Genomic DNA, 24,364 nt, shown 5'->3' on the forward strand with positions numbered 1-24,364 from the left:
ACCGGTGTCGACCGTGGTTGACCGCTGCATCTGGCACGGTTGTGGCACGAACCAGTCGACGCAGTCGGTATCCCTCGCGATATGATCCACCGCCCTGAAACAAGTCAAGAATGTGTCAGTATGAGTTATGGATGCTGGTCTTGCTGCGGTGCTTGGAGCGATTGTCGGGGTTTCAGGAACTGTAGGTTCCGCTTGGCTTGGTTACCAAGCTTCCCGTGCTCAAATAAAGGATCAGGCGATCATGGAGCATGCAAAGCGATTGCGGGAGGAACGCCGCGAGGCATGCTTGGCTTTTATGTGTGCAGCTGAAGATTTGGATCTAGTTTTCCGAAAGTTCAACCCAGAGAACTGCCCCAAGATTGCAGATGTACCTAAGGGCTCTTCAGGGGAGATCGATTGGGCACTAATGCTTGAGGTTTCTCGTTTACTGCAAGAGGTGCAGCATGCGATGTTCCAGGCCGTTGCCAGAGTTGATCTAGCAGGCCCCACTGATGTATCGGTGCATTCCGGGGAGGCGTGGCTTAATATCCTTGCCCTCCGAGATGGGGTGGAAGCAATAGCCATACGGAGAGAGATTAATCAGCGGATATTGGACCAGTTGAGGGTAGAAGTCGCCGGGTATCATGATACATATGAGAAATTCATGAAGGCGGCGCAATCTTCTCTGCAAGAGTTCGTTTGGGTGAAATGACCAACAACAGCAAATAGGTGCGTCTATTGCGCCCCGCAGTGGACTGGATCCCTTTGTCGAGGCCCGGCGTGGAAAGTCGTTCTAGACGGTGAAGGTGTTCGCTGAGTGGGAAGCGCCTGTCGCGTAGGAAGTCTAAGTCGGTGCAGTCTCAAACGGGTGAGTTAAGCGCCGCCAAAGTGCAACCATTAGCGGCCTACGAAACGGCTTTTCCTCTGACCGGTGGGACTGAAGAAGCCCACGGCTCTGACCAGCTTAGTTGCGTGGGCTTCCGTCGTTGTCCGTTGGTATCGGGTGACCTTTGATGGCCCAACGACCACTGCTAGACGACCCCGGCTTTGCTGAGCCGCGTTGCTGACTGCCGCTGCCGTCCGTCCTTATCGCCGTCGGCGGCAGCGTCGTGTTAGCGCAGGGTTAGTAGTTCGAGTGTCGGTCACGCAGCTTCGAGGATTGCGTCATTGGGATACATCGGGATCTTGGTTAATCTCCGAGCTCAGCAAGAGGTTGCGGTCGATGTATTCCACGGTCAGCCTCGGGTCCTTCAGAGCCGCCGTTAGGCCCATTCTGAGAAACTCCTTAGCAGCTACCTCCGCCGAGACTTCAAGGTCGTCCCTTAGCTTGATGATCTGCAGCTTCTCAGTATTGCCTTTTCCATGCGCTACCGCAGACCTGTATGCATAGATCTTCTTAAAGCAGGTAAAGGCTTCAGACTCGGAGATCGCTAGCTGTGATGAAAGAACCTTGGCTCCGCGCATGGCAAGTTTGTAGGTTGTCTCCCCAGGGCCAAGATCGCCGAAGACCGCCTCTAGGCCAATGCAGTAGTCCAAAATCGAATCTTCTTCGGTTTCCCGAAATAGCCCCATGCCAAGGCGCCGTGCTGCCAGTTTTATTCTGGTTTCGCATGCACGAAGACTCTTGAATGTCTCGGCCACCGACTGACACTCTTCCAATGTCAGGCTGGGTACGTCATTCCGCCATGAGTGATCAAACTTTGGTGGATATCTGCGGAGAAAGCTAACTCCCACCACTGCAGGGAGATTCGCCGTAAAGTCGCGAGCCCATCCCTGTGGTCTGTAGTAAATTTGCGCGTACCCCGTGTCGCGTCTCATTGAAATGGCGATAGCACGAACGAAGTCGTCGGCAAGGTCCGTCACATCTGCGCGAATCGGAAGGTAGTCAAAATCCCAGCGATGCTGGTGTGAAATGTTGAGGTTATCGACTACGAGTGCATGTGTTGCCGCATGCACAACCCACTTGTTCATTGCCACGTTCGAGTCGCCGTAATCGGAAACGGACCGCGCGAGCTGCTCTTCATTTGATAGGCGCTCGACGCGTACGTTCGGCAGAAGATCAAGCTGGTCGATATCCATCGGGGTGAGAGCTAGTGGAATCACGGCAGGGACTGGCAGGTTATGCGTGAATATCGGTGCTTCAAGTTCCAGGTAGATTGAAAGTAGAGACTCTTCGTCAATGTCACCAGCATTGCTACCTGTAGTGCTTAGATATCGGTCGGCCAGCTCGAATGGCAGGAATGCAAGGATGCGGTCAGTTAGTTCATCCTTGGAGGCTTCTCGATAGTTTGGATTGTAATACTCCATCACCTTTTCGGATGATCTGGCGTGAGTAATGTAAGCTTGATAACTCTCCCATTCTTCATATTCTGCCACGCCATCCTTGCGGAAATCCTGAAAAAGGGCGAAGTCGTAGTGAGGAGGGCCCGAGTTAAAGGTGGGGGTGATGCTCGGCATTCCATTGTCCAGCGTGCGCAACCTCGGGTAATTAAGGTGCGGCGAAATGTGTCCCCCGCTCTCCTTCCTTGCCTTAAGTGCCGCGATAGCGTCTTCGGTGAGCCGCTTCGATGCTTCCCAGAGATTCAGGTCGACTGGTGTCGGTCCACTGGCCATATTTCCCTCCCTAACAAGCACTAACAGAATGATTGCTGTGCGCCGGTGGTCCCCGCTGCCCGTCGGCACGCCGTGGGCTTGCACCGGTCAGGCGCCTGCGCGCGGCTCTCAGTCAGCCGTCTGAGAGGCGAAGCGTTCCGTTTAACGGTCCTGGAATAAGGATGACTTGGAAGTTTTCCCCGCCGTACAGGGACTCGTAACGGATCTTGAGCGTGAGCCGACGGTTGATCAAATCCTCGATTTCGGCGTGACTCTGCTGGTCATAGCGTGCGACACTCAACAAGTACTGTTCGTAGTGTGTAGCGATGACCTCACCGTCGTTGAAGGTCACAGCGGACGGGCGTACCGCGAGGCGCTCGCGGAGGCTGTTGACGCTGGGCTCGTTCCACGCACCGATCGCTTCGCCATCGACCATCAGCGTGCTGTCGACGATGACAGCTGGGCCCAGTCCAGAGTTGATGAGCCGGATCCCCGCTCTGCCTCCTGGGGGCCAGCCCCGGTGTAGTTGCAGCATCGGGCGCACCGAGTGCCGGTTGTGCTGCCGCATCGCGTGCGTCTGGTAGACCGAGACGACAAGCGAAGCGACGGCGATCACCACAGCGCATATCGCCGTGACGGTCTCTGCGTTCATCCCCATCCCCTCGTGCAATTAACTGGCCCGGCCGCTATCCAAGCTGATCGTCGCGCCCGAGCCGGGCCTTGGACGTTAGTCAGATCATGGGGACATTGCCATGGATCGTGTCCGATGACCTGTGGGAGCGGATCGAGCCGTTACTGCAGAGCAAGGAGCGCCGGTTCCGATACCCAGGACGCAAGCCGCTGCCGAACCGGGAGGTGCTGTGCGGGGTCCTGTACGTGTTGTACATCGGCATTCAGTGGGAGTACTTGCCCAAGGAGTCGGGGTTCGGCTCGGGCATGACGTGCTGGCGGCGGCTGCGGGACTGGAACGCGGCCGGGGTGTGGCAACTGCTGCACGAAGTGCTGCTGTCCGAACTCAACGCGGCGTCGAGGCTGGACTGGTCGCGCGCGGTCGTCGACTCCAGCCACGTCAGGGCCCTAAAAGGGGGCTCCACACCGGCCCGTCGCCGGTCGACCGAGGGCGGGCCGGCTCCAAACACCACCTGATCACCGACGGCCATGGAACCCCGCTCGCCGTGCTCTTGACCGGCGGCAACCGCAACGATGTCACCCAGCTCCTGCCCCTGCTCCATGCGGTCCCACCCGTGCGGGGCCGACGCGGCCATCCCCGCCGCAAGCCCGACTCACTCTTCGCGGATCGCGGCTACGACCACGACATCTACCGTGACCGCGTGCGCCAACGCGGCATCGTTCCCGCCATCGCCCGCCGCGGCACTCGGCACGGCACCGGACTTGGGACCTACAGGTGGGTGGCTGAGCGCAGCTTCGCCTGGCTCCACGGCTTCAAACGCCTGCGCATCCGCTGGGAGAGACGAGCCGACATGCACGAAGCATTCCTCCGCCTGGCGTGCTGTCTCATCACTCTCAGACAGATCAAGTCATTGTGTTAGCCGCTGTTAGGCGGAGTAGCCACCAGTGGCCAGGTTGCTCCAACAGAGTGAAACTGATGGTGAGGATTTCGGCGACCCTGCCAAAGCTCAGGAGCCGTCAAACGGTCAACCAGTTCCATGTCGTCCCGAAAGGCCCAATAGCCATGGGACTTTACACCTCTCCTCAGGCCTCGCGAATGGCGAATCCCGCCATGGCGGCTTCGGCTTGCCTCTCGCAGGATTGAGGATGCCGTTCGCATCGGCGCACCTTGTCGGGGTCCCGAAATACCCAGACTACCCGGGAAAGGAAGGGTAGATACCGGCTTTCCGGAAGATGGAAGGTGCTCCTATGTGGCGGAACTGCTCGGACTGCCAAGGGCTCTTTTATGCTGGCTACTATGGCGACCAAGAGGATTACGACATGGGGAAGTGCCCGGAGAGCGGGATGCATCAACCTGCAGGGGCGCAGTTCACGCTAGGTGAGATATCGCTGCCGTTTGTCCCCTTCCAGGAGAATTGGCGGCGATGCATCTACTGTTACGTTCTCTATTTTTCTGGCCACCCGGATATTCCGCCGCGGTACGGGGAGGATGGCATCTGTCCGGCACGCCCCGGCCACGGGCACGTTCACGGTGACCCTGCGCCCAACTACAGACTGGTTCACGGTCTGGGTGACGGCGACCACCTTCAGAGCAATTGGCGTAATTGCTGGAAATGTCAGGCGCTATTCTTTGGTGGTTTCATGTCCAACTCGGTGTGCCCGGCAGATGGGGATAATCATTACAGCCCCGTAAGTCTCGACAGTACGCTTAATTTCTGTCTTCCCTATCCGATGAAACCACGCATTGCTGGAGAGAATATAGGCAGCTCTAACATTCGGATCCGTGGAAAGGATTTCACCATGGAGGGGGATGTGCATATTGCGTGGGCAATCTTCAGAAACCCTGCCGATCCGGTGGTGTACCGCGAAGATAGCTTCGGGCTTGAACGTGGATGGTTCGACTTCGAATACACCTTCCACATACCGGAAGCGGGCTGGGAGTCTGTCAATGTGCGCGCTTGGGACACGAACAGTGGTGATACGCCAGCCAATGGGCTGTCGATCAATCACTGAGCAGGTCATTCCGTTAGGACCTCTAACTGAAACCCGGTCGTTGAGATCTTATTGCCTTATGTTGCGACGTGCAGGGCCTAGGTTGAGGTCGGCGGAGCGGCTTTGGGCTGGAGCTGCTTTGGCGCGAGTGATCATGGCCCCGTAAGCTTCCGGCGCGTCGGGCAGTCTGTTGACCTGCCCGCTAAAGCACGACGTTGGGGCCATGATCTTCGAGGCTCGCGCCAAAGTGGCTGCCTAAAGCCGTGGAGCCGACCGCCCCAGCCACGACGTACCCCTTCTCTGGCATCAGGTGGCTGACTGCTGTGCGCGCGGCACGGACGCCGGCCGGGCTGGAGCGGGGCGGAGACAGGAGCGCAGGCCCGGCCGGGGGCCGGGCCGCGCGCGGCGAGCGGAGCGAGCCGACTTGAACCAGTAGAGAAGGTTGTAACTCAGGCTGTGGCGTGGGCTTGAAGTTGGGTGCGCACGCGGGAAGTTCGCGGATCCGGCGGTGAGCGAGGGGGATGCGGAGCATTGGCCGGATCGTCCAGGCGGTGCGGGGTACGGCGTGTGTGATGGGGCAGGGCTCGGATGCCAGGGGGCGCTTGTCGTCTTGGCTTGCTGCTCGTAGAGCCATGCCCATGCTTCGTGGCGTGGCCCGGGCATCTGTGACGGTCCCCTTGGGCTCGAGGGCGTGAGGGGGCGCCTGTCGTTGTGTGGGGGGTTGGTGTTACTCGCCCATGGTGCTGCGCAGCCAGTCCAGCGGGTCCATCTCAAGGAGCTGGTCGGCGAGTTCGTTGGCCGTCTTCGTGGTGAGCCGAGCGCGGCTGTTGTCGATCCAGCGTTGGGCGAGTTCGTAGCCCTGGGCTTTGTACTCGATGCCCTGGAGCATGCACTCGAGCTTGTCGGCGTCGCGGGCGCAGATTGCTTCGGGGGATTCGCGGGCTTCGTACTCGGTGATCAGTTCTCGGACGGTGGCGGCGAGGATCTCGGGCATGCCCTTGACCTGGTCGGCGGTGACGGCCTGTGGGTCGGCCTCGCCGGCGTACTTCTTCGCGAGGTGGTTGACGTCGCCGGTGCGGGTTTCCTGGGAGTCGTGCCAGACCGCCAGGAAGGCGGCGCGGGCGGGGTCCGCGCCTTCCAGCTTGGCGATGACGGAGGCGATCAGTGAGGTGCGCCAGGAGTGCTCGGCGACGCTCTCCGGATCGCGTACGCCGGCCATCCACCAGCCGGTGCGCTTGGACTGCTTGAGCGTTCCCGCTTCGAACAGGAACCGCGCGACCTGGGCCAGCTCTTCTGCCACGGTTGAGTCCCCTCTCACGCCTCAGCGAGGCGGATCGCGTACCTGATGCTGTCCAGTTCACGGCGGGCGCGAGCGGACAGTTCCCGGCTATCCAACATCACGGGTAGCCGGTCGTTCAGGGCCCGGGTCGCAGCGCCTGATTTCAAGAGGTTCGGTCTGATGGCGAGCAGGGTCCACAGGGTGTGGATGTTCAGGTCGACGTACCCGTGGTGGGGCGCCAGCCCGTGGGCCAGGTGGGACAGCAGTTTGTCTCCGGGCCAGGGCCCGGGGGTGGGCGAGGCGATGAAGTCGTCGGACAGTTCGAGGTGTTGGTACTCGCCGATCCAGTAGGCCCAGTAGTTCAGGTTCGCTGCCTCGCCGTGGTCGTCGTCGATGAGGACCGTGTCGATGAAGTGGCCCATGCGGTCACGGTCGCCCTGCCGCGCGGCGACCGCCGCAACAGAGCGGGCGTTGAGCCAGTCGATGAGCCGGCCTCTGGGCCGTTCGGTGGCTTGCTGGTGGGTGAGCCATTCGGAGGTGTCGGACTGGTCGTCGTAGCCGGACAGGTACAGCGCTTGGCGTCGCAGCAGGAATTGTTCTTCGCCTCGGGCTTGCTCTGCGGTGTCCCGCATTCGTGCGAAGAATCGGCGCCGGTCGGTGGCCGGTAATTCGGGGGCCGACGGTACGGGGCCGCGGCGGGGAGGGGTGGGCAGATCGCGGATGGTCTGAGGTGGCACCCGTGTGAGCGGCCAGGCGAGGACCTCGACGAGGTCGCGTTGCATGACCCAGGCTCCCAGTGAGCTTTCTTCGGGCGGTGTTTCCTCGTCCAGGGCGCTCGTCAGGAGGACGTCGGCCTCGATGGCTCTTTCCAGGGCCTGCAAGAGGGATGGCGAGGTTCCCATCCGCATCAGCCGGCGGCGGTGTACGAGCATCTGCCCCAACGGCACCGCGGTCAGCGGCCTGCGTCCCGACTCCCAGCCCGCGATCGTGTCCGGCGACACCTTCAACTGCTCGGCGACGACCTCCTGTGTGTGGCCGATCTGCTCTCGGATGACGCGGAACGCGTAGCCGGAGATGACCCCGATCCGGGGTCGTGAAGGCCTACCCCTACTGCCGGTCCGGGTTTCTCCCGAGCCTGGCGGCATCACGCCCACCTCTCCCCTCGCGACCCCTCTGCGTACCCGTACCGCCAGTCACTTCAGCCGCTGATCAGGGCTCTCTACCGTCCAGGTAGCCAATCAACTACTGAGCGTATAGGGAAGGTGCTGCCGTGGAATCCGATTCGGTCGCGCGTACCGATCGAGGAGCAGGCCCGTGGGGAGCGATCAGTGTGCTGCCACATGTTGAGCACGAGCCCGGCGTGCTCGTACCCCAAGCTGCGGACCGGCATTCGGCGACAGTGCTCTGGTTGCTGTCGACGCTGCCTGCGCCGAGTCGCGACCGGGCCAGGTTGGAGTGGCAGGAGCACAAGGTCGCGATGCTGCCCCTGGGCACGCTCTTCTCCGCCGCGCGGATCCCCGGTCAGCTCGTGGCCGCCCTGACAGGCTGCACCGAGACAGCTGAATTGGACGCGTTCATGGACCAGGCTCTCGGCGGTGGTCCGGTCATTTGCGATCCGCGGCACTTCCGGTACTACGCACTCGTGCCTGCCGACATGCCGAAGGCGTGGCAGCGGGCGGCCGACGCCTGGCGTGCGATGGGCGTGGAACTGCTTGGGCTCGGCAGCTACCTCGGGGTGCCGCAGGTGGACGCTGTGGGAGGCGCCCGGGCATGTGCCTCGTACTGGTCGGTGCCGATGGGATCGGCCGCGACGCTGTGTGCCCCGCTCGCCGTCGCCCGGCTGATCGTCGCCGGGCGGCGCAGTACTGACCCGGGGGAGGGAGTGTGAGTGATACCGCGTGCGAGCCGCTCGCAGATTTCCCTCAAGTCACGCCCAAGCAGGCCGCCTTCGTGCGCTTCGCCGATCACTGCATTGCCTGCCCGACGTGTCGTGCCATGGACGACGACGGGGCCAACCTGAACCTCCCCTGTGCGGAGCAGGACCGGCTGCGCGAGGAGTACCGCAAGGCGGCCCGCGCCGTCGGTCCAGGAGGAGACCGGTGAACAGGGCCAAGAGGGCGGTGGAGCGGAGGCTGCCACTCCCCGAGCCGGAGCCCGTGAGCGGCTGTCCGGAGTGCCAACGGTTTGCCAGAGAGCGGGAGGCCGCCAGGGCGGAGAGTGACCTGTCGCGTGTCTCCGACTGCAACGTGCGGATCCGCCGCCATCCTCATGGACCGCGCGGGGCGGGCCGCAGCGGTTAGCCCCCGGGTGCCTGTATGCCGCCGCGTCGGCACCGGGTAGCACTCCTACCTGACCCGCGCCACCGGCCGGCGCCAGCAACAGGCATCCCCCGCGGCTCGTCCCGGAGATCCCTCGCTGCACGAGCCGCTCACCTTGCCGACTCCGCTAGGTCTGCGCCGATGACGTAGGCGGCCTGGGTCAGTGTCGAGCAAGGGTGAGGCACCGGTTCGAAACCACATGAGCCCTCACCGACAGCTACGGCAGCGTGCCTCGGCCTCGTGGCCTGTCGCGTGGATTCCCTGTGACAGTCGATCACGAGTCGGGCCCCCGTTCGAATGGAACGAGGGCCCGTAACTCTCTGACCTGCTACGCAGTCTGTGCCCCCGGCAGGATTCGAACCTGCGACACCCGCTTTAGGAGAGCGGCTGGGAGACCGTACCAGTGACCTGGGGCTTCATTACCCGATGCGGTGGCTGCTAACTCGACCGTGAGGCTTTACTTGACCGAGGTTGACCGCTGCATCTGGCACGGTCGTGGCACGAACCGCAGCCGACGACAGTCAGCCACGAAGGCGGGTGCGCCGACCGACCACGCACGCGTGTGCCTCGCTGCCCCCACCGGCATCAGCCACGCTACCGGTGCCGTCGACAGAGCAAGCCGTGACCGCCGACGCATGGAAACGGTACTTGAGCCCTAACTTGGGAAACTTTGGTCTTCTTGGCAGTTGCTGGACTAGCTGAATTCTCCGCTAGTTCCCATGAGTCCCATTAGAACTTGGCACCCCGAGTCAGTCGATGCGTCCGCCTTCGACACAGAGGACGGCCACCCAACCCGTCTTTCCGTCCCACCTCACCTTGACCCAGTCATTTCCGGAAGGACCCCCAGACCAGCACTTGTATGAGCCGCCGCTGTTATTCCGCGTGCACGGGGTCGTGGTGCAAGGAATCTTGGCGCGAGGGTCGGTAATGGTGTGGAGTAGGGTCGACGAGGTGCTGGCAGTCTTTCGGATGCTGAAGTAGTGGCCATCCTTCATCCACACTCCGGCTTGATCGGCCGAGGCCGTGGAACTCATGGAGATGACGAGTCCCATCGAGGCCAATCCGACGGCCGTAAGTCGCTTTATGGCCAGTGGTGTTCGCATGTTATCCCCCAGCAGGACTAGGTCTTTGGTCGCTGGCGATCATACAATCTAAGTGGTTGTGTGCCTCGATGGGCATCGGCCAAGACTGGCCGGATTCAAGCGGTGGTGAGGCCTGGCTGGTCACTATCACTCGCCCACGAAACTCCTCATACGCCCCCGGTCGAACTCCCACCGGCATCGACACGGTCGCCGCCGCCAACGCGACCGTGCGTGGCAATCGGTCCGGCTAGGGGGTTGTTCGACCGGTGCCGACAACAAGTCAGATCGCTGGCAGGCGCTGGCCCCGGCCGAAATGTGCACGAGTGGCTCATGCTCGACGCGGGGCCTGGACAGGGGCCCACCCGATCCGCCTCGACGGCCACCGCACCGAGTACGACGTCGACACGACGACCGGCGAGATCGGCAACGTCCTCCACCGCCTCGACTCGACCAGCCTCCCGGCCGGACAGCTCCTCGTCCGCTGCAACAACCGCCGCACGACCCGCTGCGCCGCCTGCGCCGAGGTCTACCGCCGCGACACCTTCCACCTGATCACCTCGGGCCTGCGCGGCGGCAAGGGCATCCCGGAACACGTCGCCGCCCACCCCCGCGTCTTCGCCACCTTCACCGCCCCGAGCTTCGGACCGGTCCACAACCGCCCCTCCAGTGGCCGCCCCTGCCGCTGCGGCACCCAGCACGACGACGTACTCGGTTCCCCGCTCGACCCGGACACCTACGACTACGAAGCGGCCGTGCTGTGGAACGCCCACGCTGGGCCGCTCTGGCGGCGCTTCTCGACCTACGTCCGCCGAGAGGTCGCCAAGCGCGCCGGCCTCCCTCAGCGCCGGTTCCGCGAGCACGCGCGCGTGTCCTTCGCCAAGGTCGCCGAGTACCAGAAGCGCGGCGCCGTCCACTTCCACGCCGTCATCCGCATCGACGGCCCCAGCGGCGGCGACACACCGCCCCCTGCCTGGGCCACGGCCGAGCTGCTCACCGACGCCATCCGCACTGCCACAGCCAAGGTCCAGGTGGACGGCCCGGCCATCGACGGCCGCGCACACTCCTTCACCTTCGGCCGCCAACTCGACGTACGCACCATCCGCTCGGCGGACTTCAACGGCGGCCAGGAGCTGACCGAACGGGCCGTCGCTGCCTACATCGCCAAGTACGCCACCAAGGGCGCCGAGACCGCCACGGGACCTCTCGACCGGCCGCTCAAGTTCGCCGCCGAACTCGCCCAGCTCGACATCAGCGACCACGCCCGCCGCATGATCCGCACCGCCTGGTTCCTCGGCGCACGCAAGGACCTCGAACACCTTCGCCTGCGCGCCTGGGCCCACATGCTCGGATTCCGCGGCCACCTCTCCACCAAGTCCCGCCGCTACTCCACCACCCTCGGCGCCCTCCGCGACGCCCGCGCCGAATGGCGCCGAGCCCAAGCCGCAACAGCCAACGGCCCCGAGCCCGACACGACGTACGTCCTCGCGCACTGGGTCTTCGCCGGAACCGGGCCTTTCGGACACCGAAGCCTGGCTTGCCGCATCCCTCGAACCCGCCCCCGGAACGGAAGGAGAGCCCACCCGTGGCTGACCGCTACCTCAATGTCGCGCAGGTGGCCGAACTCCTCGGTACCACCGAGCGCTTCCCACGCCGCTTGGTCGCCGAGCGACGCATCGCGTTCGTCAAGGTCGGCCGACACGTCCGCATCCCAGAAGGCGCGCTGAACGCCTTCATCGACGCCCACACGGTGCAGCCGATCGGTCAGCGGCGCGGGCCCCTGCGAAGGGCTGCCTCATGGCCAACAAGAGAGGAAGGCGCCGGAGCTTCGGCTCGGTCAGGCAGCTTCCGTCCGGTCGTTGGCAGGTCCGCTACCGCGACCCGGAGTCAGGGCAACTGCGCCCGGCGGAGAAGACCTACGGTTCCAAAACCGATGCCCAAGTCGCTCTGACACACATTGAGTCGGACGTAGCGCGCGGGCAGTGGTCGGACCCGGACGCCGGGGCGGTGAACTTGGAGGAGTACGCCACCGCGTGGCTGCGGGACCGGAAGCTCGCCGACCGCACCCGCGAGCGGAACGAGTCGGTGATGCGGCTGCACATCCTGCCCACCTTCGGGGCCGGGAGCGTGGCCGATGTGACGACAGCCCGGGTGCGCAGTTGGCACGGCAAGCTCCTCGCGGCCGGCACCGGGGAACCTACGGTTGTCAAGGCGTACCAACTGCTGCGCGCCCTGCTGAACACGGCTGTGGACGACGAGCTGATCCGGCGCAACCCGTGCCGCATCAAGGGCGCGGACCGCTACGACGTGCCGGAGCGGCCCGTCCTCACGGTGGCGGAGGTCTTCGCCATCGCCGATTCCACCGCGCCCCGCTACCGGCTGCTCGTGCTCCTGGCGGCCTTCACCACACTGCGGTTCGGGGAGCTGGCAGCCCTGCGACGCCGGGACATCGACCAGGAAGGGCTAACCGTCACTGTGCGCCGTGCTCAGGCCGAGTTGCAGGACGGTCGGCTCTTCGACAAGGCGCCGAAGTCTGCGGCTGGCGTGCGCTCTGTTTCCTTCCCGGCCGAATTGCTCGATGCGGTCTCGCACCACCTGGAGCAGTTCGCCGCCCCCGGCCGTGAGGGGCACGTCTTTGTGGGGCCGCAGGGCGGGCAGTTGCGGCGGAGTAACTTCCGGGACGACTGGGTCAAGGCCCGTAAGGCTGCGGGCGTCACGGCCGAGCTGCACTTTCATGACCTGCGCCACACGGGGAACACGCTGGCCTCCACGGCCGGGGCCAGCACGCGGGAGCTGATGACGAGGATGGGGCACAGCAGCTCCCGGGCCGCGTTGATCTATCAGCACATGACCAGTGACCGTGACCGGGCCATCGCCGACCGACTCGGGGCCATGATTCGCAGGGGTGGGAGAGATACCCCTGGACTAGTGGACGTGGCAATTACGCTGCACTGAGGGTGTGCGTGCGGCATACCTTGTACGTGAGAGAGGTCAGCTCAGGGAGCCTTCCTGAGCTGACCATTTCACTTTTCGCATTAGCTGGCGATGCTGAGAGTTCCTTTGTCGACGCGCTCCTGCCAAGTGTCGAGCAGGAACTCTGTAATGGTGACCGTGCTGTTGAGTGCGAGTCGTGCATGCCGAGTGAGGGCCGGACTGGAGGTGGTGCGTCCATGTCCCAGGCCTAGTTGATTGCGCAGCTCAGCAAGGCACTGCACTGTAGTCGAAAGCGTGCGCAGGATTCTCTGTGCGGTCTCGCTTCCCTTCGCGCTTGCGGGTACCGACTCCGCCTTCAAAGCGAGCAATTCGGCGACCTTGCGGTACAACTGCGGGACATCGTCGTGCGCTGGGTACTCCACCCCGCTGCGATCCAATATGATCTTGCAGAGGCTTTCGACCAGTTCTTTGCATGAGGCGATCGCGGCGGCAGAATCTCTATCTACTCCGTCGCGGATCCGGTCTAGGTGTTCCTGAAGAACGCGGTGATTGGTCAAAAGCGGACGCTGCTCCAGATTCAGTTGCGGAAGTGAGCCGTGGAACGAGCTTCTGGAGCGCCCCTCGTACAGAGGATGGCCACTGATGCTGCCGCTCTGCACTATTTCGTATCCGTCTGGGGCCAGTGCCTCGTTGAACTCGGTGCGAAGTCGCTCAACCTCATCGCGGTCCGACCGGACCATTGGGTGAAGCAGTTCTGAGAGGAACTTGAGGAACGTCTCGTCGGGGCTGCCCTGATGCAACCCGAATCTTCGATCTTGGAAGATCCAGTCGTCGGGCCAGTCATACGGATTGTGCACACGATGCTGCCAGATGTCGCCTCGCGCGGTGTCGAAGCGCGGATCGCCGCTCTCCATGCTGTCAAGGTCGTAGATGCGAGCTAGGAAGGCGTCCTCCTCCAAGCGGCCTGCCCAGTTCACGTTGCCGAGTATCAGCCAATCGACGATGCGGCGCCGAGTGAGCTCGGTGATCCGGCTTTCAGGTGACATGCCCCCGTCCCTCCAGTGCAAGATGTCTCCATAGAGGCAGAAGGAGTATCCCAACGATGCCCGCTGTTGTGCTGCGCATTTCCAGGCGCCGACTGGCAGGGCTGAGCGGCCGAACGACCCTTCGCTCAGCGTGACAGCAGGGTTCTCCAAGAGGCGGGCCCGATGTGCCGGTCGTGGACCCCATGAAGCCACGTAGTGGCACGCGTGTGGCACGCGTGTGGCACGCCCTCGAAGACGACGAAGGGCCAGCCCGGGAGGAAACCCCTCCTGAGCTGGCCCTTCTGGCTGTGCCCCCGGCAGGATTCGAACCTGCGACACCCGCTTTAGGAGAGCGGTGCTCTATCCCCTGAGCTACGAAGGCGGGGCTTGTCAGGGACCTTGGAGAAAACCCAGCAGATGGATCTTCGGCCAAGGCGTACAAGCCCGCTGGCCAGTGGGGGTGCGCTGGTGCTCGCGACGGATTCCCGGGCGGGCGTCTGGCGCGACCTGACCGCTGACGTGAACAGCGTAGCGGATTGGGCGGAGCGGAGGCGCGGGCGTCGATGACTTCCTGGACGACGTGGGCCTTGCCTGGAGGCTTCCTTGGTGGGGGCGGATCATTGGCTCGCCATCGTGTCGATGTGCTGCCGTCGACGCTGCCTGTGCGGTGTTCCACAATGGCGACTGCGCCGGTCCTCCGCGGAGCGATCGGAAGTGGGCCCGGGAAGTTCCCGCCGGACGGCGGGGTCCCGGGCCTGCGCCGTCCGGTCCATGGGTCATCCGGTGCCGCCGGCTGTGATGCGGATGACATCTGCGGTGTGCCTCAGGGCATCGAATTGGTGACTCTTACCGGATCGCCCCGCGGCGGCTGCCCCCGCGACACAGTCGGCGACCCAAAGCACCGGTTCACAGGGGCCGGGCTCGTGGAGCATGTGCAGCGCGGAACTCACCATGCCGCTGGAGCGCAGGTAGCCGACGGCCTTCACATCGCGGCCGTTTTGCTTCCTCTCCCGGCTTTCGGCGACGAGCCGGGTCACCCCGCGTTGGTCAAGTTCCCACACCACGCGTGCGAGGCACTTGCGCCGCCGACGCTCCGACGGCTCTTCGGGCAGCCCGTCGCGTACGACGACCAGGTGCCGGACAGGAAGGGACGCGATGCGATCGACGATGGTCGCGCGCCGACCGGCGGACTCCCCGTGCCAGTGCAGCTTGCGTTGCCCGGGAAGACGTAGCGACAGCATCGCCTCCCGGACAGGCTCCAGCATGGCGGGCAGCACCAGGGCGATGGCCAGGATGTAGGTGCCGGGGGCCGTTTTGGGATCGGGTTCGGACTCGTCCATGAAGGCGAGCGGTGTCGGCTGTTGACCAGTCGGAGGGGGTGTCGCGTCGGTGTTCTCCAGGGTCAGGCCTCACTCTGCTCAAGCTCGTCGCGCAGGTCGTCGAGGGTGCGTCCGTCGGCGAGCCGCCAAGTGAGCCAACCGTTCGCCTGGCTCTGTGTCACGGCGAAGGCGGCCTTCGACGGTGAACGGAAGGGAGTCAGCTTGCCTTCGACCGTCAGCGTGCCGTCAGCGTGGACCGTCGCGGTCGCGGAACGGTTCGCGCGCGGCTGATGAAGGTGCAGGCGTGTGCCCGGAGCCAGGAGGCCGGTGCGCAGCAGGGGAGCGAGCGGGCCGCTCGGCTGCGGAGCCTCTTCGGGCTGCCCCGGTTCGCCGGTGCGGACGTCGAGGCTCAGCTCGACAGTGCCGTCCGGTCCGGCCGCGGCCAGCTTGGAGAGCAGGTCGTGTGGGAGATGGAGCACGATGGTGGGCATGCGACCTCCGAGATCACCACTGATTGTTCTGCTGAATACTGGGGTGTGCAGTGTAACTCAGTGGAGTCGGGGTGTATTCCCCGCGGGATGCTGCGTGGCTTCCTGGCGTCGGGGCGCGCCGCTCTCCTGATACTTGGCACACGCACCAGGAGCTGGAGCGCGACGTGCTGAGAGGGGGATGGGCGGCAGGTCAGGCAGCGGGGCCTTGGAGGTCAAGCCAAGACACCGGGCTTCGGTGAACAGCGCATCGACGCCGGGCTTACGGAGCTTGCGGGTGCTGTCGGCATGGACGGGGGTGATGTCGTCGTCGCGGTCCCGGCCGGGTGCGTCGGTGTACCGCAAGAGGCGTTCGCCGGTGGCGATGTAACTCTCGGCCGTTCGTGGGCTCATCTGGCCGGCCCGGACGGCGTCGTCCAAGACACGGATGACGCGGAGAAACGCGGCACGCAGGGTGCACCTGGCCACGCGGGCTCCCGCGCAGGAGCGAGGGCGTCGCGCTGCGGCGGCCATGATCAGCGGGTTTGCGGAAACGTATGGGGTACGCGGCATGGTCGCGCTACGGTGGTCAGTGGCTCTCGCCTTGGGTGAGGGCACGCCAAAGCCCCCCTTCTCGCGGGCCTTTCCGCCCGCGGTGAACGGATTCGGTTTTGGGCGGGGTCCGGAGGCGCCTCTCCGGCCAAGGAATGGAGCGCCTCCGGACCCGACTTTCAGCTACTCATGTGCTCCTTCCGGAACGACCCGAGGCTGCTGAACTCCCGGATCATCCGGTGGGTGGTGAGCCACTCGTCCTGTTCCATGTCGGCGATACGGGCGAGGGACCACATCGGTCCGAGCAGCTCCGGGTTCAGCGGGGTGCCTTCCGTCTCTTTACGGGCCTTAATCCCCGAGAGGACCGTGAGCAAGCCGGTCACGTGGTCGTGGAGAGCGGCCGCTTCTCCGGGAGTCAGATGCCATGCCTCGCCGACGCCAAGGCGATGAGTCAGCAGATTGTCAGCCTCGGGACCGAACCTTGGCCGTGCTTCCTGCTCGTTGCCGCTGCGTGGTCCCGGAGTGGTGGCCTCCTCGTCGTCCTGCCCCGACGCAGTGGCTGATTGGCTCTCGGATTTCTGGGAGGGGGGATCCTGCGGCTCGTCAGGTGCATCGCCGACCGGCTGCTCGTCCGAGGAGGACTCCGAAGAGTCGGCGGCAGGCTGTTCCTTGTCGGCCGCGGGGGTCTCCGGGGAATTCTCGTGCCAGCGGAGGAAGCCGTCATTCTCGGCCACCAGGTATCCGACCGCGATCATGAGATCCAGGAGACGGTCGATGCTCTTCTCGTAGCCGGGTGTCTTGACCATCTGGACGAACCGGAGCCGCAATGCCGCGCGAGGAGCGGAAGTTTCGAGGGTGCGCTTTCGTGCTGCCCCGACGAACCACAGGCGGTCCCAGGTATCTCGCAAGGCGCGCATGCCGTCTTCGGGATGGTTGTCCCAGGCGAGAGTGATCTCCTGAGCAGCTCGGGTCGACTCATAGATTCCACGTCCCGAGAGCTTCCTGACCAGCCCGCAGTCCGCCAGGAACTTCATGGCCAGGCCGATGGCCCACTGCCCGGCCCCCGTCATCGCGTGCAGATCGTCGACGCGGAACGGCTCGGAGAACCGCCCCACGGACGGGATCAACTCGACCAGCACCGGAGTGGTGACACGATCATGCGGCACCGGTTTCGCGGGAGGCTCCGGCGACCGGCGCTGGCCCTTGCCCAAGGTTCCTCCGAAGAATCGGCGACAAGATAACGCGTCCGCAGCGTAGAACACGGCCTTCATCTGGCGCAGGTGAACGCAGATCTTGGCGACACTCCAATGTTCCTTGTGGAGAGGGGAGTTGAGGACAAGTATCAGGAAGGCCTGGCTGGCCTGGCGCATGTCAGGTGGGCCGCCATGGGTTTTCCGTGGCCTGGCATCAGCGGGGAAGAAGCGGCGTGACCTGCCAGTTCTTAGCCCTCCAACGCCGAAGCCCCCTTGGCGCAGATGTCTTGGCGAGGGTTCGAGGCACACCTGGCGGCGCCTGCCTTCCTTCTCGTGGCAGCGGCACTAGTGCAGAGCCGGAGCGGCCAGCTGGCAGGGTGCCAGCTGGCCGGTGGCCACCAATGACACTCCACCTGTGGACTCCCTGCCTGCGCTTGCCCAGTGGAGCGGTGTGAAGCGCCAGGTGATCACGAATGTCCTGAAGGGAACCGTGTGGGCCGACCTCATGACCGTGTTTGAACTGGAGGGTGTCCTCTCGCGTCATGCTGTGGCCTGTGCACGTGACGTGGGGCCTTGAGGTGAGGCCGGCACCCGTCACTGAAGAGCAGTCCCGTGAGCTCTGCTCGATTCGGTCACTGGCCTCGTCGCCGAGATGGACGAGGAAGACTCAGAGGGCCGTCACGCGGTCGAACTTCCAGCCCGTCGGGTACGCCGAGTAGAGCCTCCCGTAACCCAGGCCCGTAGTGGAGAGCCGTCGCCCCGAACTCCTCGCCGAGGTCCGTGCTGTCCGTCATCCGGATACGGGTCGGGTGGGTGGGGGTCAGGTCAGGGGGACGTGGGTGTAGCGGGTGGCGGTGTGGAGGTCTGATTCGATGCGGGTGGCTGTGGTCGTGAGTTCGGGGAGGAGGTCTGTCACGCACTCGCGGAGGGTGTGGCGGCTTGCGTGCATCGCTGTGTTGAGGGCGGAGACGACTCTGCCGGAGCGGTCGCGGATCGGGACCGCGATGGCGCGGAGGCCCTCTTCCAGTTCCTCGTCCACCAAGGCGTAGCCCTGGGAGCGGATCGAGGTCAGGGAGTCAGTGTCTGTGGTCTTGGTCGTGGCTCTGTCCGACAGGAGGACTCGGCCGAGAGCTGTGACGTGCGCCGGCAGGCGGGTGCCCACCGTGATGTTCACGCTCATGACGCGGCCCGTCGCCACCCTTGCCGTGTACTGGATCTCCTCGCCCGAGTCCGAGAGCACCGCCAGTGACGTCGACTCGTGGATGCGGGACGTCAGGTCGGCCAGGTGGGGGTGGGCGATGTCAGGGAGGGTGGTGCGGGAGAGGGGTGGGAAGCCCAGGGAGAGGATCTGGGGGGTCAGGGCGAAGGTGCGGTCGTCTGTCTGCGTCACCAGGTTCAGGTGTTCGTAGGTGATCAGTGCGCGGCGGGCCGTCGCCCGGGCCAGGCCCGTGGCCTGGGCCACCTCCGTGAGGGTCAGCTCCGGCCTGGCCTCGCCGAAGGCCGTGAGGACGGTGAGGCCCCGCGCCAGGGATTCGATGAAGTCGCGGCCGAGTTGCTGTTTCGACGCGCCCGTCCAGAGCGCCAGGTCCGATGGTGGGGTGCCGGGGGGTGGGGGTGGGGTGCGGTCCAGTTCCCCCTCCATCTGCGTTACCGCCTCCTGCAACCTTGGGAGCAGCGTGGTGCGCAGGCTGTGTGCCGTGTGGCGGCTGGTGTGGCTGACCACGCTGGCCACGCAGGCCGGTGGGCGGTGGGCGGGGGGCGTGTGAGGGGAGCGGACCGGTACCGAGACCGCCACCAGGCCCGGTTCGATCAGCTGGTCGTCCAGGGCCCAGCCGTTCGCGGCCGCCTCCTGCGTGCGGCTCACGAACGTCTCGTCGTCTCGCTCGTCCGCTCCGTACTTGCGCGGGGGTACGGCCGTGAAGGAGAGGTCCCGCGGGTCCGCCGCCCGGCGTTCGCGCCAGCGTTGCCAGTCGGCGGTCGTCCACTCCGTCGCGAACAACGGGCCGGGGGCGGTGCGTTCGGCGGGGAGCAGGTCGCCGATGCGGAAGCTCAGGGACATCGCGCGGCGGCGGGTGGCCTGGTGGATGAAGCGGATGCCGTCGCGGTCGGCGACCGCCAGGGAGACCGACTCGTCCAGTTCGTCGGCCAAGGCGTCCGCCCGAGACGCGAGGAGGGAGGGGAGGCGCAGGGCGGCCAGGTAGGCGTTGCCCAGTTCCATCAGGCGGGGGGAGAGGTGTACGTCCCGGCCGTCCACGCGGACGTAGCCCATGCGGGCGAGCGTGGCCGTGATGCGGTCGACCGTGGAGCGGGCGAGGCGGGTGGCCCGTTCCAGGCCGCTCAGGCTCAGCGTGCCGTCTGCCTCGGTCAGCTCCCGCAGCACCGCGATGCCGCGTATCAATGGCGTGACCGCCTCATCCGGCGTGATCGACTCCGTGGCTGGTGTGGTCGCCCCCGTGGTTGGTGTGGTCGACTCCCCGGCTGGTGTGGTCGACCCCCCGGCCGGTGTGGCCGTGCCGCCGCCTTCTGTCGTCGTCCGGCCGTCCTCTGCCGTAGCCCCGCCCCTCTCAGCCGTCGTCCGGCCGTCCCCTGCCGTCGCCCCGCCCCCCTCAGCCGTCGTCCCGCCGTCCTTCACCGTCGCCCCGTTCTCGTCGGCCGAGGGGGCGGCGGACCCCTCGGGGTCGTCGTTCATGGGCTTCGCTGGCATCGGCTCTCCGGTACGGCGGTCGCGGCAGGCCTACGGTAATCCGGAGCCCGGGGCGGGTTCCCCCTGGCGTCGCTACCCCCTCTTCACCCGCACCCGATACCCGCCCGCACCTCCGCCTCCCCCCTCCAGATCCACCCCCGCCACCTCGATCTCCACTCCCTTGCGCGGATCCCGGAACGTCTCCCCGGGCGTGAACGGCGCGTCCGACAGTTCCGCGTGGACGTTCGGCGCGCGGGTGCAGCCGCCGCTGTCGCGGCGGGAGTCGTAGACCGTGACCGGGCCCATGCCCGTGTCCACCTGCGCGTCGACCTTGTAGATCAGTACGCCCGGACGGCACACCGTCTCGTCGTTGCCCGCGCGGGTGCGCAGTTCCAGGGCGTAGCCGGTCGCGCCGTCCAGGGGCAGGACGACCAGCTTGGAGCCGCCGGCGCTGGCCAGCGGGGTCAGGGTGTACTCGGTGGTGCCAGGGGTCGCCACGCAGTGGACCTGCGTCGCGTCGAGCCAGCCCAGCTTCCACTTGTGCCAGCCGAGGAAGTCGTTGTTGGCGCCCCAGTCCTCGCTCATGATGTCCCAGTGGCCGACCGCGCCCCCGCCCTCGGCGGTGTACAGGTCGGGCAGGCCGAAGACATGGCCGTTCTCGTGGGGGAGTACGCGGTAGCCGTTGCGGTCGTAGGAGCCGGAACCGTCGTCCTGGCGGGAGTAGACGAACGAGGCGTTGGCCACGGGCATGCCGTCGGCCGTCGGGGCCTCGGGGTTGCCGGCGAAGGTGACGGACAGGACCGTGTCCAGGGCGGAGGGGCCTGCGTTCGGGGTGACCAGCACGTTCACGAGGTCGTACGCGCGGAAGTCCACCTTGGGGTCGGCCGCGGCCACGAGATCCTGGACCAGTGAGCGGTAGCCGGGGTCGAAGGGGGCGCCGCGCTCTATGCCGTACTCGCGGAAGGACCTCGGCATCCGCAGCCACCCCGGGATCGGGGTCTCGGGGCGGTAGTCGAGGCGGCCGTAGGAACTGGTGCGGAACCATTCGCGGGTCTGCGGGAAGAACTCCCGGAAGCGGTCCAGGGCGTCGCCGTCGCCGGGGGCGTCCGAGAAGTCGATCATCAGGGTGAGGGCGCGGACGGTGCCGGTGGAGCGGGAGTAGCCGTCGGAGGTCGGGATGCCCTCGGACATCTGGACCTCGCGGGTGCCGCGGATCAGGCAGGGGCCGTGCGAGGAGCTGCGGGACAGGGAGACCGGGCCGGCTCCGGCCGTCGTGGCGCCGGAGGTGAGGTGGCCCGTGCCGGCGGAGGTGCTGACCGAGAAGGTCAGGGCGGTCACGCAGGCAAGGGCGGCCAGACGGCTCCGGGGCGGCCGGGGTATCCGACAGCGGGGCGGCGGCGTACGGCCCGAGCCGGCCGACCCCTCACGGCCCGAGCCGGCCGACCCCTCACGGCCCGAGCCGGCCGACCCCTCACCGCCCGAGCCGGCCGACCCCTCACCGCCCGACCCGGCATGCTGCGTACGGCCTGGACCGAGCGGCCCCTCCGCGCCCCGGCCCCGCCGCCGGGGTCGCTGAGGCTGCTGCTGCGGCTGCATGCAGGGGACCTCCCGCGCCACGGCAGCCGCCGGTCTCCGGCTGCACCCTTTCGCTCACCCTGCGTTGCGGCGGATGGAGGCGCGCGTTGGAGGAGACCGATCGTGGGTTTCCCGTCAGTAGCGCCCCGCGCCCCCACCCGGAGCTCTTGTGATCCAGGTCACAAGGAAAAAATCCCGGCTACGGGAAATACCGGGGACCCACTCCCCGTTTAGCCATGTGTCAGAGCGAAACGGGGACCCGCTCCCCGGATCGCCAAGCACCGCACACCACGCACCACGTGCACCACACCGCACACCCGCCTCACTCATCCAGGAGTACGCCGTGCAGACCGCAACCCCCGAACAGCGCAAGGTGCCCCGGCCTCGCGCCGACGCCCTGCGCAACCGGGAGCGGATCGTCACCGCCGCCCGGGAGATGTTCGTCGAGCACGGCCCCGAGGTGCCGCTCGACGAGATCGCCCGCCGGGCCGGCGTCGGCAACGCCACGGTGTACCGCAACTTCCCGGACCGCGACGCCCTGGTCCGCGAGGTCGTCTGCTCCGTCATGGACCGTACGGCCGCCGCGGCCGAACTCGCGCTCGCCGAGACCGGGGACGCGTTCGAGGCGCTGGAGCGCTTCGTGCACGCCGCCGCCGACGAGCGGATCAGCGCGCTGTGCCCGATGGTCTCCAGCACGTTCGACAAGCACCACCCGGACCTGGAAGCCGCGCGCGAACGGGTCGAGAGCCAGGTCGCCGAGGTCATGGACCGTGCCCGGGCTGCCGGGCAGCTCCGCTCCGACGTGGGTGTCGGAGACGTCATGATCGCCGTGGCCCAGCTCAGCCGGCCCCCGGCCGGGACGGACTGCTTCCGTGCCGACCCCTTCGTTCACCGCCATCTTCAGCTGTTCCTGGACGGGCTGCGGGCTCCCGCTCGCTCCGTACTGCCGGGCACGGCCGTCACCCTGGAGGATCTGCGCCGGCCCTGACCGATCAGTACCGATTAGTTCAGCGCGTCCCATCCGTCTGAAGCCAGTACGTCCCGTCTGAAGCCACGACACCGCGTCCGAAGCCAAGACGACAGTCCCTGCGGCCGTCCCCGTCGACGATCCGCTGTCTCTCGACATCTCTTTCCGTCACGAAGTCCCGAAGTGGGTACCCCCATGTCTGAAACAGCCTCAAAGGCACTCGGCACCCCGGCCGCCGCGCCGGACGCCGGCCGCTGGAAAGCGCTCGTCTTCATCGCGCTCGCCCAGCTGATGGTCGTCCTGGACGCCACCATCGTGAACATCGCCCTGCCCTCCGCCCAGCAGGACCTCGGCATCTCCGACGGCAACCGGCAATGGGTCGTCACGGCCTACGCCCTCGCCTTCGGCGGTCTGCTGCTGTTCGGCGGCCGGATAGCCGACCTGTGGGGCCGCAAGAGGGCGTTCGTCGTCGGCCTCGGCGGCTTCGCCGCGGCCTCCGCGCTCGGCGGCGCGGCCACCAACGAGGCGATGATGTTCGGCGCCCGCGCCCTCCAGGGCGTCTTCGGTGCCCTGCTCGCGCCCGCCGCGCTGTCGCTCCTCGCCGTGATGTTCACCGACGCCAAGGAGCGCGCCAAGGCGTTCGGCATCTACGGCGCGATCGCCGGTGGCGGCGGTGCCGTCGGACTGATCCTGGGCGGCTTCCTCACCGAGTACCTGGACTGGCGCTGGACGTTCTTCGTGAACATCCCGTTCGCCATCGTCGCCGCGGCCGGTGCCTACTTCGTCATCCGTGAGCCGGAGGGCGGCCGCAACCGCTCGCCGCTCGACATCCCCGGCGTGATCCTGTCCACCCTCGGCCTGGTCGCCCTGGTCTACGGCTTCACCCGCGCCGAGTCCGACGGCTGGAGCGACTCCGTGACGGTGGGGATGTTCGTCGCATCGGCCGTCCTGCTCGCGGCCTTCGTGCTCGTCGAGTCCAAGGTCAAGGCGCCGCTGCTGCCGCTGCGCGTGGTCACCGAGCGCAACCGCGGCGGTGTCTACCTCTCCCTCGGGCTCGCGATCATCGCGATGTTCGGCCTGTTCCTCTTCCTGACGTACTACCTGCAGATCGTGAAGGGGTACTCGCCGGTCAAGACCGGGTTCGCCTTCCTGCCGATGATCGCGGGCATGATCACGGGCTCCACCCAGATCGGCACCCGTCTGATGACCCGGGTCGCGCCGCGCCTGCTGATGGGCCCCGGCTTCCTGGTCGCCGCGCTCGGCATGCTGCTGCTGACCCAGCTGGAGATCGGCTCCTCGTACGCGGCCCTGCTGCTGCCCGCGATGCTGCTGCTCGGCCTCGGTATGGGTACGGCGTTCATGCCGGCCATGTCCCTGGCCACCCAGGGCGTCGAGGCCCGGGACTCCGGTGTCGCCTCCGCGATGGTCAACACCTCGCAGCAGGTGGGCGGCGCCATCGGTACCGCCCTGCTGAACACCATCGCCGCCTCGGCGACGACCTCGTACATCGCCGACCACATCGTGGGGGCGACCAGCCGGTCCCAGCAGCAGCTGGTCCAGCTGGAGGGCATGGTCAAGGGCTACACCAGCGCCATCTGGTTCGCCGTCGGCATCCTCGTCGTGGCCGCCGCGATCGCCCTGACCTTCGTCAACGCCGGCCGGCCGGACAGCTCACCGGTGACCGGCTCGGACTCCGGCGTGGACGACGAGGTGCAGATCCCGGTCGTCGCCCACTGACGGCGGCCCCTGAAGAACCCCCTTCGGGCCACCCGTAGGCACG

At 66.0% G+C, this 24,364-nt stretch carries 17 protein-coding genes, 2 tRNA genes and 2 pseudogenes; 9 read left to right on the forward strand and 12 right to left on the reverse strand.

The features are described from left to right. Positions 1–127 precede the first annotated feature (127 nt). Positions 128–691, forward strand: a complete 564-nt coding sequence (locus KJK29_RS21825; RefSeq protein WP_215120832.1) for a hypothetical protein — start codon at positions 128–130, stop codon at positions 689–691. Positions 692–1,143: 452 nt separating this feature from the next. Here KJK29_RS21825 and KJK29_RS21830 read toward each other — a convergent pair whose 3' ends face one another. Then, a complete protein-coding gene (locus KJK29_RS21830) occupies positions 1,144–2,592 on the reverse strand; it encodes a HEPN domain-containing protein (protein WP_215120833.1) in 1,449 nt (482 codons plus the stop codon). Between the two features lie 112 nt (positions 2,593–2,704). Next, positions 2,705–3,223, reverse strand: a complete 519-nt coding sequence (locus KJK29_RS21835) for a hypothetical protein (protein ID WP_215120834.1) — start codon at positions 3,221–3,223, stop codon at positions 2,705–2,707. An 86-nt stretch (positions 3,224–3,309) separates the two neighbouring features. Here KJK29_RS21835 and KJK29_RS21840 point away from each other — a divergent pair. Together KJK29_RS21840 and KJK29_RS21845 are read left to right on the forward strand one after the other, a co-directional pair. Continuing rightward, positions 3,310–4,121 (forward strand): IS5 family transposase gene (locus tag KJK29_RS21840; protein ID WP_407700482.1). Its coding sequence is split into 2 segments (ribosomal slippage): positions 3,310–3,633 and positions 3,636–4,121, totalling 810 coding nucleotides; the frame shifts between segments, so codons are not numbered across the junction. A 721-nt stretch (positions 4,122–4,842) separates the two neighbouring features. After that, entirely contained in the window at positions 4,843–5,214 is a 372-nt protein-coding gene (locus KJK29_RS21845) for a hypothetical protein (RefSeq protein ID WP_215120835.1), read from the forward strand. Between the two features lie 706 nt (positions 5,215–5,920). On the opposite strand, the gene KJK29_RS21850 is transcribed toward KJK29_RS21845, so the two are convergent. Further along, positions 5,921–6,493, reverse strand: a complete 573-nt coding sequence (locus tag KJK29_RS21850) for an HD domain-containing protein (protein ID WP_215120836.1) — start codon at positions 6,491–6,493, stop codon at positions 5,921–5,923. 14 nt (positions 6,494–6,507) lie between these two features. Next, the gene (locus KJK29_RS21855) at positions 6,508–7,617 is read right to left on the reverse strand and encodes a helix-turn-helix domain-containing protein (RefSeq protein ID WP_215120837.1); all 1,110 of its coding nucleotides are present in this window, start codon (positions 7,615–7,617) and stop codon (positions 6,508–6,510) included. A gap of 125 nt (positions 7,618–7,742) precedes the next feature. Here KJK29_RS21855 and KJK29_RS21860 point away from each other — a divergent pair, with 125 nt between their 5' ends. After that, entirely contained in the window at positions 7,743–8,360 is a 618-nt protein-coding gene (locus KJK29_RS21860; RefSeq protein ID WP_251057895.1) for a hypothetical protein, read from the forward strand. 770 nt (positions 8,361–9,130) lie between these two features. On the opposite strand, the gene KJK29_RS21865 is transcribed toward KJK29_RS21860, so the two are convergent. Then, positions 9,131–9,205 (reverse strand) — tRNA-Ser (locus KJK29_RS21865). Between the two features lie 990 nt (positions 9,206–10,195). Between KJK29_RS21865 and KJK29_RS21870 the strand changes: the two are divergent. The 3 genes and pseudogenes from KJK29_RS21870 to KJK29_RS21880 all read left to right on the forward strand — a co-directional run bounded on the left by KJK29_RS21870 (position 10,196) and on the right by KJK29_RS21880 (position 12,824). Beyond that, positions 10,196–11,462: pseudogene (locus KJK29_RS21870) on the forward strand (replication initiator). Further along, positions 11,455–11,664, forward strand: a pseudogene (locus KJK29_RS39280) (excisionase family DNA-binding protein); the annotation flags it as partial. The pseudogenes KJK29_RS21870 and KJK29_RS39280, both read left to right, overlap by 8 nt. A gap of 2 nt (positions 11,665–11,666) precedes the next feature. Beyond that, positions 11,667–12,824: a tyrosine-type recombinase/integrase gene (locus KJK29_RS21880; protein ID WP_215120838.1), complete on the forward strand. Its 1,158-nt coding sequence runs from the start codon at positions 11,667–11,669 to the stop codon at positions 12,822–12,824. Between the two features lie 80 nt (positions 12,825–12,904). On the opposite strand, the gene KJK29_RS21885 is transcribed toward KJK29_RS21880, so the two are convergent. The 7 genes from KJK29_RS21885 to KJK29_RS21915 form a co-directional block, all read right to left on the reverse strand. Then, positions 12,905–13,849: an abortive infection family protein gene (locus tag KJK29_RS21885; RefSeq protein WP_215120839.1), complete on the reverse strand. Its 945-nt coding sequence runs from the start codon at positions 13,847–13,849 to the stop codon at positions 12,905–12,907. 288 nt (positions 13,850–14,137) lie between these two features. Further along, positions 14,138–14,210: transfer RNA gene (locus KJK29_RS21890), tRNA-Arg, on the reverse strand. 394 nt (positions 14,211–14,604) lie between these two features. Next, complete coding sequence (locus KJK29_RS21895) at positions 14,605–15,168, reverse strand: hypothetical protein (RefSeq protein WP_215120840.1); 564 nt, start codon at positions 15,166–15,168, stop codon at positions 14,605–14,607. 62 nt (positions 15,169–15,230) lie between these two features. Then, positions 15,231–15,638: a restriction system modified-DNA reader domain-containing protein gene (locus KJK29_RS21900; protein ID WP_215120841.1), complete on the reverse strand. Its 408-nt coding sequence runs from the start codon at positions 15,636–15,638 to the stop codon at positions 15,231–15,233. A gap of 707 nt (positions 15,639–16,345) precedes the next feature. Beyond that, positions 16,346–17,536: a hypothetical protein gene (locus KJK29_RS21905; protein WP_215120842.1), complete on the reverse strand. Its 1,191-nt coding sequence runs from the start codon at positions 17,534–17,536 to the stop codon at positions 16,346–16,348. A gap of 643 nt (positions 17,537–18,179) precedes the next feature. Continuing rightward, on the reverse strand, positions 18,180–20,063 hold the full coding sequence (locus KJK29_RS21910) for an IclR family transcriptional regulator domain-containing protein (RefSeq protein WP_251057899.1): 1,884 nt from the start codon (positions 20,061–20,063) through the stop codon (positions 18,180–18,182). 72 nt (positions 20,064–20,135) lie between these two features. Beyond that, positions 20,136–21,380, reverse strand: coding sequence for a M6 family metalloprotease domain-containing protein (locus KJK29_RS21915; RefSeq protein ID WP_321170444.1), 1,245 nt, complete (start codon positions 21,378–21,380; stop codon positions 20,136–20,138). A 580-nt stretch (positions 21,381–21,960) separates the two neighbouring features. Between KJK29_RS21915 and KJK29_RS21920 the strand changes: the two genes are divergently transcribed. Both KJK29_RS21920 and KJK29_RS21925 read left to right on the forward strand, forming a co-directional pair. Next, the gene (locus KJK29_RS21920; RefSeq protein ID WP_215120843.1) at positions 21,961–22,605 is read left to right on the forward strand and encodes a TetR/AcrR family transcriptional regulator; all 645 of its coding nucleotides are present in this window, start codon (positions 21,961–21,963) and stop codon (positions 22,603–22,605) included. 174 nt (positions 22,606–22,779) lie between these two features. After that, a complete protein-coding gene (locus tag KJK29_RS21925; protein ID WP_215120844.1) occupies positions 22,780–24,321 on the forward strand; it encodes an MFS transporter in 1,542 nt (513 codons plus the stop codon). The last annotated feature ends 43 nt before the right edge of the window (positions 24,322–24,364 follow it).

This window comes from Streptomyces koelreuteriae (assembly GCF_018604545.1).
Lineage (GTDB): Bacteria > Actinomycetota > Actinomycetes > Streptomycetales > Streptomycetaceae > Streptomyces > Streptomyces koelreuteriae.